A 13,056-nucleotide genomic window follows, 5' to 3' on the forward strand; every position below is an offset into this window, starting at 1 on the left:
TACCGCCCGGAACCGGGGTCATGAAGCATGCGGGCAAGTGGATGGGTGCGCCCGCCCGTGGGCGGGCGCACCGGGGATGGCTAGGGTCCTGCAGGGGCGGGGTGTCGGGGCTCAGCGACCGTCACGGCAACAGGTGAACCGCACCAGCAGTCCGATGGCGATGACGGCCGACACAATGCCGGTGACCGTCAGGCTGTCGATGGCAAACGTGATCATGGCAGTACCTCCGGGTACCCTAAATCAGTCTGCGCTTATATTAGCAATTCCTAATTAATATGTCACGCATTATTTTGCGTCCGCTCTTCCGGCGCTCCGGTGCGCGGGCGCGGGGGTGGCGTGGCGTATAGGAGTGCGCGGCGCAGCCTGGCCTACCGTGCCGCCAACCGCAGACCGGCAGGCTACGGGCAGGGATTCGGGTGGGCCGTGTGGAGGGCCTCGATGGCCTTCAGGGTTCCCTCGTCCAGTTGCAGTTCGATGCTGCCGATATCGGACTCCAGCTGTTCCAGCGTGGTGGCTCCCACCAGGGTGCTGGCGCAGAAGGGTCGGCCGTTGACGTAGGCCAGCGCCATCTGTGCCGGGTCCAGCCCCCGTTCACGGGCCAGTCCCACGTAGCCCCGGATTGCGGCATCACCCTCGGGACTGCTGTAGCGCGTGTAGCGCTCCATGTCGCCGAACAGGGTCAGGCGCGCGCCGGCGGGCCTGGCGCCGTCCAGGTACTTGCCCGACAGCACGCCGAAGGCCAGGGGCGAGTAGGCCAGCAATGGCACCTGCTCCCGGTGGGCCACTTCGGCCAGCCCGATCTCGAAGGTGCGGTTCACCAGGCTGTAGGGATTCTGGATGCTGAGCACCCGCGGCAGTGAGAGGCGTTCGGCGGCGCGCAGGAAGGTCATCAGGCCCCAGGGCGTTTCGTTGGATACCCCGATGTGGCGGATCTTCCCGCTTTCCACCAGGTCGCCCAGGACGGTGAGGGTCTCCTCGATGGGGATGGCCTTCTCCCCGGGGTTGTGGACGTAGCCGAGCTTGCCGAAGTAGTTGGTGCTGCGCTCGGGCCAGTGCAGCTGGTAGAGGTCGATGTAGTCGGTCTGCAGCCGGCGCAGGCTGGCGTCGACCGCCGCCTCGATGTTCTTCCGATCGAGACGGGTTTCGCCGTCGCGTACATAATCGATGGCCCGTGCGGGTCCCAGCACCTTGGTGGCCAGCACGATCCGGTCACGTCCGCCCCGTGCCCTGAGCCAGCTGCCGATGTACCGCTCCGTCAGGCCCTGGGTCTCGTGGCGCGGCGGTATGGGGTACATCTCCGCGGTGTCGATGAAGTTGATCCCAGCGGCGAGGGCCGCGTCGAGCTGGGCGTGGGCCTCGCTCTCGCTGTTCTGCTGACCCCAGGTCATGGTGCCGAGGCCGATCTGGCTGACTTCGAGTTCGCTGGTGCCGAGTCGGTTGTAGCGCATGGTTCTGTCCATAAACAAAAGGGCGGAGGTGTCGCAACACCTCCGCCCAGTGTCCGGGTATCCTGCGCCGGCGACTGCGGCGCAGCAGACCAGGCCCGGATCAGCTGCTGGCCATATCCTTCAGCTTCTTCAGCGGGAGGACCTTGACCACCGTCTTCGCGGGCTTGGCGGGAACATCCATGAGCTCGCCGGGCTTGAAGGGATTGGGAACTCCCTTGCGGGCCTTGGTCGCGGGTTTTTTCACGGTCTTGATCTTGAGCAGGCCGGGCAGGGTGAAGCTGCCGACCGCGCGCTTTTTCACGTGGCGCTCTACAAGGCCGCCGAGGCCGTCGAGTACCGCGCCGACCTCCTTCTTGGACAGACCGGTCTCCTCGGCGAGGGTGTTGACGATCTGGGTCTTGGTGAAGGCTTCCTTGACGGCGGTGAGTTTCTTGGCGGGGGCTGCGGCTTTGGGAGCAGCCTTCTTTGCGGAAGCCTTGGGAGCTGCCTTCTTCGGGGCGGCCTTGGCCGCCGCTTTCTTCTTGACTGCCATATGTTCCCTCCTCTCAACAGGTGGTGTGCACGCGCTTCTTATCGCTGAAAATAGCACATGGCAGGCAAGATACTAGGTAAATCGCGTGTAAAATGCCAAGCATCGTCGTTATTTGCCCGCCGTACGCGTACAGGTGTCGTGTGAGAGCGGGACTGCGTCCGCTCCTGCGCGCCCCATCCGGGTGCTGCGCCGGGGGGCGGCCTGCGGGTCCCGGGGCGGGGTCCAGGGTGGTCGATCCGCTGCATCGTCTTCGCCGGTGGCCGACCGGACCTTGCGCGTGCCGCCCCTGTCTGGAGGCGGGGTTCCCAATTCGATCGGCGGCGTCCCGTACCGTCGGCGGTTCCCCGGCACGACCGGCGAGCCTGTCTCCGTCGGGTGGTGGTGGCCGGGTCGCCGCGCCTTGGCCGGAGTGTGGAGTTGCCATGTCCTACTATCGTCATCACGTCTTTTTCTGTACCAACCAGCGCACGGACGGCCGTGCCTGCTGCCAGGATCACAATGCCAAGGCACTGCGCGATCACGCCAAGCAGCGGATCAAGGCGCTCGGTCTCGCCGGTCCCGGCGGTGTGCGCATCAATACGGCGGGCTGTCTCGACCGCTGTGCCGAGGGGCCGGTGGCGGTCGTCTATCCCGAGGGGGTCTGGTACACCTTCGTGGACCGGGAGGACATCGACGAAATCATCGACCGGCACCTGGTGGCTGGCCGGGTGGTGGAGCGGCTGAAGATTTGAACACGGGCGGGGATGGCTCCCGGATTGGTGGCCGGGCCGACGGGGGCGGTCTTCCGGGGCCGCTGGGTACCCGGTTGGCCGCCGCCCCGGGGTGGATGTCCGACAGCAGGGCGCCGGGAGAAGGGGCGGGGTGCGTAGAGGCTCTCCCTTTCCGCTCGTGGTGGCCGATACGGGGAGTCTGCGCGAACCGGCAAGGCGCGTGTCCTGAACGCTTCGCCGAACGCAGGGTGATGACGTCGATTCCCGGCTGGCAACCGGCGCTCCCCTAGCCAAAAAAATATTTTCTCTGCCAAAATTTTTCTTATTTCATGGTTGACTAATATGCGGGGTGGTCGGATAATGCGCACCGAAGCCTTCCGAGGCTTCATCTCTCTCGACTCCTCCATCCTCCTTTGGTGGTTTGACGCGGCCTTCCAGGCCGCGTTTTTTTGTCTTAACAACTATATTCGAGGCTGGCGCGCCGTGGCTGGGTACGCGGCAGCGGGGCTCGTGGCCTGCCCCCAATGGGTGGGCGGCCAGGTCCCGTCGGAGAGGGCGGTTCACTCCCTGTCGGGGATCCGGCGCATTCCCCCGGGTCCGGCTGCCGTTGTCGTGGACCCTGCCCGGCGCGGGACTGTGCGCCACGCTTGGGTCGGCCCCGAGGGTCCGGGGTCCCGGTTGATTGGAGTGGTGGCGGTGCTTGTATCCCGGGTTGTCTTTCTGTAAGATTCCCCGTCTTTGGACAGAGCCACTCACTTTCGTGTGGCTGATGATCTGCAGCGAGACGCGAGTAATGAAGACCTACAGCGCGAAACCCGAGACCGTGAAGCGGGACTGGTACGTGGTGGATGCCAGCGGCAAGACGCTGGGACGACTTGCCACCGAGATCGCCCGGCGCCTGCGCGGCAAGCACAAGCCTGAATACACCCCGCACGTCGATACGGGTGATTACATCGTTGTGGTCAACGCCGAAAAGGTGCATGTGACCGGCAACAAGCTCAAGGACAAGGTCTACTATCACCACACCGGCTTCCCCGGCGGAATCAAGGGCATCACCCTGGAGAAGCAGCTGGTCAAGGCGCCTGAGCGTGTGATCGCCTCGGCGGTGAAGGGTATGCTGCCCAAGAACACCCTGGGGCGGGCCATGTTCCGCAAGCTCAAGATCTATGCGGGCCCCGAGCACCAGCACGCTGCCCAGCAGCCCCAGACCCTGGAACTGTAACGGAATCCCATCATGGCAGAACAGTACTACGGCACCGGCCGTCGCAAGAACGCCACCGCCCGCGTCTATCTTCGTCCGGGCAGCGGCAACATCGTCATCAACTCCAAGGTGCTCGATGAGTACTTCGGCCGCGAGACCGCCCGCATGGTGGTCCGGCAGCCCCTCGAGCGCACCGAGACGACCGAGAAGTTCGACGTGATGGTCTCGGTGGCGGGCGGCGGCACCACCGGCCAGGCCGGCGCCATCCGCATGGGTCTCACCCGCGCCCTGATGGAGTACGACGAGTCCATGCGTGGCACCCTGCGCGCCGCCGGCTACGTCACCCGTGACGCCCGCGAGGTGGAGCGCAAGAAGGTCGGTCTGCACAAGGCGCGCAAGCGTCCGCAGTACTCCAAGCGCTAAGCGCATGGGCAGGGCCGTCCACGGGGTTGCGAAACCGCGTGCGTGTCCCTATCCTTTCGCACCGCATTTGGGGGATCGTCTAACGGCAGGACAGCGGACTCTGACTCCGTCAATCTAGGTTCGAATCCTAGTCCCCCAGCCACTCCGGAAGGCCCGGTTATCAGGCATTGATAACCGGGCCTTTTCATTTCGGGTCGGGCCCGGTTCGGTCCCGTGTCCGGGCCGGCGGCCGGTCCCTCCGTTGGGCGTGGGGGCGACGTCTATTGTTGAGACAATATGTGACCACATTCACACATGCGTTGTAAAAAAACAGCGATTGTGTTGCCTGAACAACGATTCGTGCGCTAATATCGTGGTCATGGGGCGCTCGGGTGCCCGGTTCCTGACTCGTATGGAGAGCCAAATCATGAAAAAGCTGCTTGCCCTGGCTGTCGCCGCCGCCTTCGCCGCGCCGCTGGCCGCTTCCGCCAACCCGACCGTCTATGGTCGCGTGAACGTCAACATGGTCCACGAGGACATCGATGACGGCTCCTCCGACGCCTGGGACGTGCAGAACAACGCCTCCCGCGTGGGCGTGAAGGGCTCCGAGGACCTGGGTAACGGCCTGGCCGCGGTGTACCAGTTCGAGTTCGGCGTCGACGCCTCCGACTCCGGCGACCTGAGCGGCCGCCTGGCCTACGCCGGCCTGACCGGCGGCTTCGGCACTTTCGCCATGGGCCGGCAGTGGACCCCCTACTACGGCTCCGTGGACAAGTCCGACATCTTCCAGACCAACGGCATGAACGACGAGTATCTCGGCCTGACCCGCGTCGGCAACGCCGTGGCCTACGTGACCCCGAACTTCAACGGCCTGTCCGGCAAGCTGGCCCTGGTCATCGACAACGGCGGCGCCGAGGACGTGGGCGACGACTTCGCCGACTGGTGGAACCTCTCGGTGGACTACGACAACGGTCCGCTGAGCGTTGGTTTCTCCTACCTGACCGCCCAGGGCACCGGTGCGGCGGACATCGTCAACGGCTCCCTGTGGGGGCTGGCCGGCAAGTACAACTTCGGCATGTTCGCTCTCATCGGTCAGTATGAGACCCTGACCGACGTGGACGGGATCGATGCCGACGCCTACGCCATCGCCGGCGAGCTCTATCTCGGCAACAACACCCTGCGCGCCAAGTACGGCAAGCAGGACTTCGATATCTATGGCAGCGACTACGATCCCTCCAACTGGGTCATCGAGGCCGAGCACAACTTCAGCAAGCGCACCCGGGTCTTCGTCTCCTACGAGGATTCCGAGGGCAGCTACGGGCTGACCGGTCTGGGCAAGTACCTGGTCGGCGACTACAGCTCCGCGACGGAGCACCAGCGCTTCGGCATCGGCATCCGCCACGACTTCTGATCTCCCCGCGCTGGGCGAAGTGAAGACGGGCGCCTGCGGGCGCCCGTTTTTTTTGCCTCGCGCCACTCCGCGGGTGGTGCTCCGCCTTTTTCGGCAGCAAGCCGGGCTCCCTTGGGTCGAGCGGTCACGTGCCTGCGCGGGTTCGCGTGGCGCCTGGTCGCAGAGCCGATGGATCGCTATGGTGTTGTATATGTAAGACACAATCTGTTTCTTGTTGTTTTTTTATTGCCAATGTGTTGCTTTCCGAGGATGTGTTGTCTATATTCACCCCTGCACAGTTTTTGTCTGCCGGTTTTGTCAACCATCATTCAGGAGAGCACTACCATGAAGAAGCTGCTTACCCTGGCTGTCGCCGCCGCTTTCGCCGCGCCGCTGGCCGCCTCCGCCAACCCGACCGTCTATGGCCGCGTGAACGTCAACCTGGTCCACCAGGACATGGACTACATGGGTGATGTCTCCGGCGACGCCGAGGCCTGGAATGTGGAGAACAACGCCTCCCGCGTGGGCGTGAAGGGCTCCGAGGACCTGGGCAACGGCCTGGCCGCGGTGTACCAGTTCGAGTTCGGCGTCGACGCCTCCGACTCCGGCGACCTGAGCGGCCGCCTGGCCTACGCCGGCATCACCGGCGGCTTCGGCACCTTCGCCATGGGCCGCCAGTGGACCCCCTACTACGGCTCCGTGGACAAGATCGACATCATGCAGGTCGGCGGCATGAACGACGCCTACCTGGGCCTGACCCGCGTCGGCAACGCCGTGGCCTACGTGACCCCGAACTTCAACGGCCTGTCCGGCAAGCTGGCGCTGGTCATCGACAACGGCGGCGCCGAGGACGTGGGCGAGGATTTCGCCGACTGGTGGAACGCCTCCGTGGACTACGACAACGGCCCGCTGAGCGTCGGTCTCTCCTACCTGGCCGCCCAGGGTGACGTGGACGGCTCCCTGTGGGGTCTGGCCGCGAAGTACAACTTCGGCATGTTCGCCCTGGTCGGCCAGGTCGAGCGGGCTGACGAGGATTACATCTCCAACGTGATCAACTCCGACCTGTCCGGCGACACCACCGCCTATGCGCTGGGTGGCGAGCTGTACCTCGGCAACAACACCCTGCGCGCCACCTACGGCCACGTGGACAGCGACGACGGCGACGACGGCAGCACCTGGACCCTGGGCGCCGAGCACAACTTCAGCAAGCGCACCCGGATCTTCGCCGAGTACGAGGATTCCGAGCTGAACCGCATGAAGCACAGCGGGCACTACCACGAGTCCGATGGCCAGCGCTTCGGCGTCGGCATCCGCCACGACTTCTAATCTCCTGACGGAGAGCTGAAGTGAAGACGGGCGCCTGCGGGCGCCCGTTTTTTTTGTAGCAATCCGTGGCGGAACTCCGTTGCGGCGCAATCGTTGTTGCAATCATGTCAATCGTGTAGTAAATAAACAAAAACTGTGCGCAAGAACGCCACAAGGTTTTGTTGCGCGTTTCAGATGCTGGTCGAAACCGAAATCCTGGGAGGGGAATCATGAAGAAGCGCATCATTACGCTGGCCGTGGCGGCCGCCTGCGCCGCGCCGCTGGCCGCGTCCGCCGACGCCGTCATGTATGGCCGCGTGAACGTCAACCTGGTCCACCAGGACATGGACTACTATCCCTGGATCGACGTCGATGACGCCGAGGCCTGGAATGTGGAGAACAACGCCTCCCGCATCGGCGTGAAGGGCTCCGAGGACCTGGGCAACGGCCTGGCCGCGGTGTACCAGTTCGAGTTCGGCGTCGACGCCTCCGACTCCGGCGGCCTGAGCGGCCGCCTGGCCTACGCCGGCATCACCGGCGGCTTCGGCACCTTCGCCATGGGCCGCCAGTGGACCCCCTACTACGGCTCCGTGGACAAGACCGACATCATGCAGGTCGGCGGCATGAACGACGCCTACCTGGGCCTGACCCGCGTCGGCAATGCCGTGGCCTATGTGACCCCGAACTTCAACGGCCTGTCCGGGAAGGTCGCGCTGGTCATCGACAATGGCGGGTCCGAGGATCTGAACGAGGACTTCGCCGACTGGTGGAACGTGTCGGTGGACTACGACAACGGCCCGCTGAGTGTCGGCGCCTCCTACCTGGCTTCCGCCGGTGACTACGAGGGCGGCCTGTTCGGCATCGCCGCCAAGTACAACTTCGGCATGTTCTCCCTCATCGGCCAGTACGAGCACGCCGACGAGGATTACGGCGACAACATCTATGATGGCGCGCTCTATGTCTGGCCGCTGGACGGCGAGATCAACGCCTATTCCCTGGGTGGCGAGGTGTACTTCGGCAACAACACCGTCCGTGCCGTCTACGGTCATGTGGAAGACCGGGACGACGACGGCAGCACCTGGACGCTGGGCCTGGAGCACAACTTCAGCAAGCGCACCCGCATCTTCGCCGAGTACGAGGACTCCGACCTGAACCGGGTCAAGCACGGCGACCACCAGGATTTGGTGGAAGGCCAGCGCTTCGGTGTCGGCATCCGCCACGACTTCTGATCTCCCCGCGGAGAGCTGAAGTGAAGACGGGCGCCTCCGGGCGCCCGTTTTTTTTGATCAATGTTGTGTTATTGCAACGGTTGTTGTGTGTTTATCAGTATGGTGCTATAACAATCGCGTCTGTCGTGTGACACCATAATCCGGCTCATATTCCTGGGAGGGAATTCTAGTGAAGAAACTGCTGACTCTGGCCGTTGCCGCCGCCTGCGCCGCGCCGCTCGTCGCCTCTGCCAACCCGGTCGTCTACGGTCGGGTCAACGTGAACCTGGTCCACCAGGACTACGACTACGAAGTGCCCTTCGGTACCTGGGATGGCGGCGACGCCGAGGCCTGGAACGTGGAGAACAACGCCTCCCGCGTGGGCGTGAAGGGCTCCGAGGATCTGGGCAACGGCCTGGCCGCGGTGTACCAGTTCGAGTTCGGCGTCGACGCCTCCGACTCCGGTGGTCTGAGCGGCCGCCTGGCCTACGCCGGCATCACCGGCGGCTTCGGCACCTTCGCCATGGGCCGCCAGTGGACTCCCTACTACGGTTCCGTGGACAAGATCGACATCATGCAGGTCGGCGGCATGAACGACGCCTACCTGGGCCTGACCCGCGTCGGCAACGCCGTGGCCTACGTGACCCCGAACTTCAACGGCCTGTCCGGCAAGCTGGCGCTGGTCATCGACAACGGCGGCGCCGAGGACGTGGGCGAGGACTTCGCCGACTGGTGGAACGTCTCCGTGGACTATGACAATGGTCCGCTCTCCGTGGGCGCCTCCTACCTGGCGGCCCAGGGTGACGTGGACGGCGCCCTGTGGGGTCTGGCCGCGAAGTACAACTTCGGCATGTTCGCTCTCATCGGCCAGTTCGAGCAGGCTGACGAGGACTACATCGCTGCTGCGCGTCCCGGCAACTTCGGCGGCACCGCCGTGGAAGGTGATACCACTTCCTGGGCACTGGGAGGCGAGGTCTACCTCGGCAACAACACCCTGCGTGCCACCTATGGCAGCGTGGACAGCGACGAGAACGACGGCAGCACCTGGACCCTGGGCGCCGAGCACAACTTCAGCAAGCGCACCCGCGTCTTCGTCGAGTACGAGGATTCCGAGCTGAACCGCGTGAAGCACACCGCCTTCAGCACCTCCGACTACCACGACATCGAGGGTCAGCGCTTCGGCGTCGGTATCCGCCACGACTTCTAATCTCCCGACGGAGAGCTGAAGTGAAGACGGGCGCCCTTGGGCGCCCGTTTTTTATGATCATCCCTCTCCGCGTGTCGCTGCTGAACAACCAGTGTTGCAATTATGTCGGTCTTGTATTAAACAGTCGCATTACGAACGATTGAGTTGATTGCCAGCGGATCTCCTATCCGCCGGCTATTCGGGGGGATTATTAGAATGAAGAAACGACTTATCACAGTAGCTGTGGCTGTTGCCTGTGCCTCACCGCTGGTGGCTTCGGCCGACGCCATCATGTACGGACGCGTCAACGTCAACCTGGTGCACGAGGATGCCAAGCTCACCGTGTGCACCGATGGTTGCCTGAGTGCAAGCGACGATGCCTGGGACCTGCAGAACAACGCCTCGCGCATCGGCGTGAAGGGTTCCGAGGACCTGGGCAACGGCCTGGCCGCCATCTTCCAGTTCGAGTTCGGCGTCGACGCCTCCGACTCCGGCGACCTCAGTGGCCGCCTGGCCTATGCCGGCCTGACCGGCGGTTTCGGCACCATTGCCGTGGGCCGGCAGTGGACGCCCTACTACGGCTCCGTCGACAAGACCGACATCATGCAGGTCAACAGCATGAACAGCCATTACCTGGGGCTTACCCGCGTCGGCAACGCCGTGGCCTACGTGACCCCGAGCTTCAACGGCCTGTCCGGCAAGGTTGCGCTCGTGATCGACAACGGCGGCGCCGAGGATACCGGCGAGGATTTCGCCGACTGGACCAACGTCTCTGTCGACTACGACAACGGCCCCCTGTCGATTGGCGCTTCCTGGCTGCGTGAGAACAGTGGTGAGGGTGACCTCTGGGGCGTGGCCGGCAAGTACAACTTCGGCATGTTCGCCCTGATCGGCCAGTACGAGAATGCCGACGAGGATTACTACGGTGACGATACCACTTCCTGGGCGCTGGGCGGTGAAGTCTACTTCGGCAACAATACCCTTCGCGCCGTGTATGGCGACATGGACTTCGGGGGGTTCGGCGATGGCACCAACTGGGCCGTCGGTGTGGAGCACAACTTCAGCAAGCGCACCCGGATCTTTGCCGAGTATCAGGATTTCGATGCCGAGGCAAATCTCGCCAACGAATCCGCGAAGGCGGAGCTGAAGCGCTTCGGCGTCGGTATCCGCCACGACTTCTAATCTCCCGACGGAGAGTTGAAGTGAAGACGGGCGCCTGCGGGCGCCCGTTTTTTTGTCAAAGCATGTTGTAATAGTGAGACGGTTTGTTGCTATTTCGGCAATCAAGTGCTACATACTATTCATCATCAACATGAGGTGCTATCAATGCGCCTCGATCATTATCCATCAACAGGGACCGGAGCCAGAATTCCATGAAGAAGAACCTGCTTACCCTGGCCGTGGCCGCCGCCTGTGCGCTGCCTCTGGCCGCTTCCGCAGACGCCATCATGTACGGTCGCGTCAACGTCAACCTGGTGCATGAGGACTTCGATACCGGCGGGAACTTCCGCCTGGCCAACGACGACGATGCCTGGGACCTGCAGAACAACGCCTCCCGCATCGGCGTGAAGGGCTCCGAGGACCTGGGCAACGGCCTGGCCGCCATCTTCCAGTTCGAGTTCGGCGTCGATGCCTCCGACTCCGGCGACCTGAGCGGCCGCCTGGCCTATGCCGGTCTCACCGGCGGTTTCGGCACCTTTGCGATGGGCCGCCAGTGGACGCCCTACTACGGCTCCGTGGACAAGACCGACATCATGCAGATCGGCGCCATGAACGATCACTACCTGGGCCTGACCCGGGTGGGCAACGCCGTGGCCTACGTGACCCCGAACTTCAACGGGCTGTCCGGCAAGCTGGCCCTGGTGGTGGACAACGGGGGTGCCGAGGACCTGGGCGAGGACTTCGCCGACTGGTGGAACGTGTCGGTGGACTATGACAACGGTCCGATCTCCATCGGTGTGTCCTACCTGGGTGCCGAGGGCGATACCGACGGTTCGCTCTGGGGCGTGGCCGGCAAGTACAACTTCGGCATGTTCGCCCTCATCGGCCAGTACGAGAGCGCCGATGACAATTACACCGGTGATGATGACACCACCTCCTGGGCCCTCGGCGGCGAGGTCTATCTCGGCAACAACACCCTCCGCGCCGTCTACGGCAGTGTCGATGCCGGTTACATGGGCGACGGCAACAACTGGGCGCTGGGCGTGGAGCACAATTTCAGCAAGCGCACCCGCATCTTCGCCGAGTACGAGGATTCCGACTACCAGAAGACCACCTGTGCGGGTGATGGCGACTTCACCTGCTACCTCGAGGGGCAGCGCTTCGGCGTCGGTATTCGCCACGACTTCTGACATCGGAATCGACTGCTGACCATGACGGGCGCCTGCGGGCGCCCGTTTTGCATGGGGCGTTCCGCAGGAATGTTGTAATTTGTCAACTCATGTTGTGAATGTGTTACTCATGTGCTATCTAATCAACTACGCGATTCCTGATTTTTGCACTTGGGTAAGACCCGGGAGATTCACAAAATGAAAAAGCAGATCATCACCCTGGCTGTCGCCGCCGCCTGCGCCGCACCGCTGGTCGCGTCCGCCAACCCCATTCTCTACGGCCGGGTCAACGTCAACCTGGTCAACGAGGACATGGACAGCAAGCTCTGCCAGGCGGGAACGACCCGCTGCGTCAGTGACAGCAGCGAAGCCTGGGACACCCAGAACAACGCCTCCCGCATCGGCGTGAAGGGCTCCGAGGACCTGGGCAACGGCCTGGCCGCCGTCTACCAGTTCGAGTTCGGCGTCGATGCCTCCGACTCCGGCGGCCTGAGCGGGCGTCTGGCCTATGCCGGCCTGACCGGCGGGTTCGGCACCTTCGCCATGGGCCGCCAGTGGACGCCCTACTACGGCTCCGTGGACAAGACCGACATCATGCAGATTGGCGGCATGAATGACATCTACCTCGGCCTGACCCGCGTCGGCAACGCCGTGGCCTACGTGACCCCGAACTTCAACGGCCTGTCCGGCAAGCTGGCGCTGGTCATCGACAACGGTGGCGCCGAGGACGTGGGCGAGGATTTCGCCGACTGGTGGAACGCCTCCGTGGATTACGACAACGGCCCGCTGAGCGTCGGCCTCTCCTACCTGGCCGCCCAGGGTGACGTGGACGGCGCCCTGTGGGGTCTGGCCGGCAAGTACAACTTCGGCATGTTCTCCATCATCGGCCAGTACGAGGACGCCGACGAGGAGTACGCCGGCGCCGTGACCACCAGCAGCTATGGCGACTGGTATGCGCCGGGCGCGGTGGTGCCCGCCGATGATGCCAAGGCCTGGGCCATCGGTGCCGAGGTCTACCTCGGCAACAACACCATCCGGGCCGTCTACGGCGATCTCGATGCGGGTGATGCCGGTGAGGCCACCAGCTGGAGTCTGGGTGTCGAGCACAACTTCAGCAAGAGGACCCGCATCTTCGCCGAGTACCAGGACCTTGAAGCCGAGAAGAACTACTTCACGACGGGGAATGTGAAGGAGAATGCCGACGAGCAGCGTTTCGGCGTCGGTATCCGTCACGACTTCTGATCTCCCCCGGGAGCGGCGGATTAACAGGACGGGCGCCTTCGGGCGCCCGTTTTTTATTGCGCCATTGAGCGTGAACGCCCGTTGCGCCGGTCCGAACCGGCC

The 13,056-nt window shown here is 63.8% G+C and carries 12 protein-coding genes and 1 tRNA gene; 11 read left to right on the top strand and 2 right to left on the bottom strand.

What is annotated here, in order from left to right; genetic code table 11:
* Positions 1 to 398: 398 nt before the first annotated feature.
* Positions 399 to 1,448: an NADP(H)-dependent aldo-keto reductase gene (locus DFQ59_RS03355; protein ID WP_114278226.1), complete on the bottom strand. Its 1,050-nt coding sequence runs from the start codon at positions 1,446 to 1,448 to the stop codon at positions 399 to 401.
* A gap of 100 nt (positions 1,449 to 1,548) precedes the next feature.
* Entirely contained in the window at positions 1,549 to 1,980 is a 432-nt protein-coding gene (locus tag DFQ59_RS03360) for an HU family DNA-binding protein (protein WP_114278227.1), read from the bottom strand.
* A 422-nt stretch (positions 1,981 to 2,402) separates the two neighbouring features.
* On the opposite strand from DFQ59_RS03360, the gene DFQ59_RS03365 reads away from it, so the two are divergent.
* The 11 genes from DFQ59_RS03365 to DFQ59_RS03420 all read left to right on the top strand — a co-directional run bounded on the left by DFQ59_RS03365 (position 2,403) and on the right by DFQ59_RS03420 (position 12,954).
* The gene (locus tag DFQ59_RS03365; protein WP_114278228.1) at positions 2,403 to 2,711 is read left to right on the top strand and encodes a (2Fe-2S) ferredoxin domain-containing protein; all 309 of its coding nucleotides are present in this window, start codon (positions 2,403 to 2,405) and stop codon (positions 2,709 to 2,711) included.
* A 772-nt stretch (positions 2,712 to 3,483) separates the two neighbouring features.
* The gene (gene rplM / locus DFQ59_RS03375; RefSeq protein ID WP_114278230.1) at positions 3,484 to 3,912 is read left to right on the top strand and encodes a 50S ribosomal protein L13; all 429 of its coding nucleotides are present in this window, start codon (positions 3,484 to 3,486) and stop codon (positions 3,910 to 3,912) included.
* A 12-nt stretch (positions 3,913 to 3,924) separates the two neighbouring features.
* A complete protein-coding gene (rpsI, locus tag DFQ59_RS03380) occupies positions 3,925 to 4,314 on the top strand; it encodes a 30S ribosomal protein S9 (protein ID WP_245937159.1) in 390 nt (129 codons plus the stop codon).
* Between the two features lie 68 nt (positions 4,315 to 4,382).
* Positions 4,383 to 4,456, top strand: a tRNA-Gln gene (locus DFQ59_RS03385).
* A gap of 264 nt (positions 4,457 to 4,720) precedes the next feature.
* A complete protein-coding gene (locus DFQ59_RS03390; RefSeq protein WP_170142013.1) occupies positions 4,721 to 5,704 on the top strand; it encodes a porin in 984 nt (327 codons plus the stop codon).
* 324 nt (positions 5,705 to 6,028) lie between these two features.
* Positions 6,029 to 7,009 (top strand): porin, encoded by a 981-nt coding sequence (locus tag DFQ59_RS03395; protein ID WP_170142014.1) that lies wholly within the window; start codon positions 6,029 to 6,031, stop codon positions 7,007 to 7,009.
* 209 nt (positions 7,010 to 7,218) lie between these two features.
* On the top strand, positions 7,219 to 8,217 hold the full coding sequence (locus DFQ59_RS03400; RefSeq protein WP_114278234.1) for a porin: 999 nt from the start codon (positions 7,219 to 7,221) through the stop codon (positions 8,215 to 8,217).
* A gap of 169 nt (positions 8,218 to 8,386) precedes the next feature.
* Positions 8,387 to 9,403 carry a porin gene (locus tag DFQ59_RS03405; RefSeq protein ID WP_170142015.1) on the top strand — a complete coding sequence of 339 codons (1,017 nt, stop codon included), beginning with the start codon at positions 8,387 to 8,389 and terminating at the stop codon, positions 9,401 to 9,403.
* 195 nt (positions 9,404 to 9,598) lie between these two features.
* On the top strand, positions 9,599 to 10,564 hold the full coding sequence (locus DFQ59_RS03410; protein ID WP_114278236.1) for a porin: 966 nt from the start codon (positions 9,599 to 9,601) through the stop codon (positions 10,562 to 10,564).
* 191 nt (positions 10,565 to 10,755) lie between these two features.
* On the top strand, positions 10,756 to 11,733 hold the full coding sequence (locus DFQ59_RS03415; protein ID WP_114278237.1) for a porin: 978 nt from the start codon (positions 10,756 to 10,758) through the stop codon (positions 11,731 to 11,733).
* 177 nt (positions 11,734 to 11,910) lie between these two features.
* Positions 11,911 to 12,954, top strand: coding sequence for a porin (locus tag DFQ59_RS03420; RefSeq protein WP_114278238.1), 1,044 nt, complete (start codon positions 11,911 to 11,913; stop codon positions 12,952 to 12,954).
* Positions 12,955 to 13,056 lie beyond the last annotated feature (102 nt).

The sequence above is a fragment of the Thioalbus denitrificans genome, from assembly GCF_003337735.1.
Taxonomy (GTDB): domain Bacteria; phylum Pseudomonadota; class Gammaproteobacteria; order DSM-26407; family DSM-26407; genus Thioalbus; species Thioalbus denitrificans.

Bases quoted from the DNA above. Each gene is read 5' to 3' on its own strand.
- DFQ59_RS03355 (WP_114278226.1), bottom strand. From the start codon at position 1,448: ATGCGCTACAACCGACTCGGCACCAGCGAACTCGAAGTCAGCCAGATC.
- DFQ59_RS03360 (WP_114278227.1), bottom strand. From the start codon at position 1,980: ATGGCAGTCAAGAAGAAAGCGGCGGCCAAGGCCGCCCCGAAGAAGGCA.
- DFQ59_RS03365 (WP_114278228.1), top strand. From the start codon at position 2,403: ATGTCCTACTATCGTCATCACGTCTTTTTCTGTACCAACCAGCGCACG.
- rplM (WP_114278230.1), top strand. From the start codon at position 3,484: ATGAAGACCTACAGCGCGAAACCCGAGACCGTGAAGCGGGACTGGTAC.
- rpsI (WP_245937159.1), top strand. From the start codon at position 3,925: ATGGCAGAACAGTACTACGGCACCGGCCGTCGCAAGAACGCCACCGCC.
- DFQ59_RS03390 (WP_170142013.1), top strand. From the start codon at position 4,721: ATGAAAAAGCTGCTTGCCCTGGCTGTCGCCGCCGCCTTCGCCGCGCCG.
- DFQ59_RS03395 (WP_170142014.1), top strand. From the start codon at position 6,029: ATGAAGAAGCTGCTTACCCTGGCTGTCGCCGCCGCTTTCGCCGCGCCG.
- DFQ59_RS03400 (WP_114278234.1), top strand. From the start codon at position 7,219: ATGAAGAAGCGCATCATTACGCTGGCCGTGGCGGCCGCCTGCGCCGCG.
- DFQ59_RS03410 (WP_114278236.1), top strand. From the start codon at position 9,599: ATGAAGAAACGACTTATCACAGTAGCTGTGGCTGTTGCCTGTGCCTCA.
- DFQ59_RS03415 (WP_114278237.1), top strand. From the start codon at position 10,756: ATGAAGAAGAACCTGCTTACCCTGGCCGTGGCCGCCGCCTGTGCGCTG.
- DFQ59_RS03420 (WP_114278238.1), top strand. From the start codon at position 11,911: ATGAAAAAGCAGATCATCACCCTGGCTGTCGCCGCCGCCTGCGCCGCA.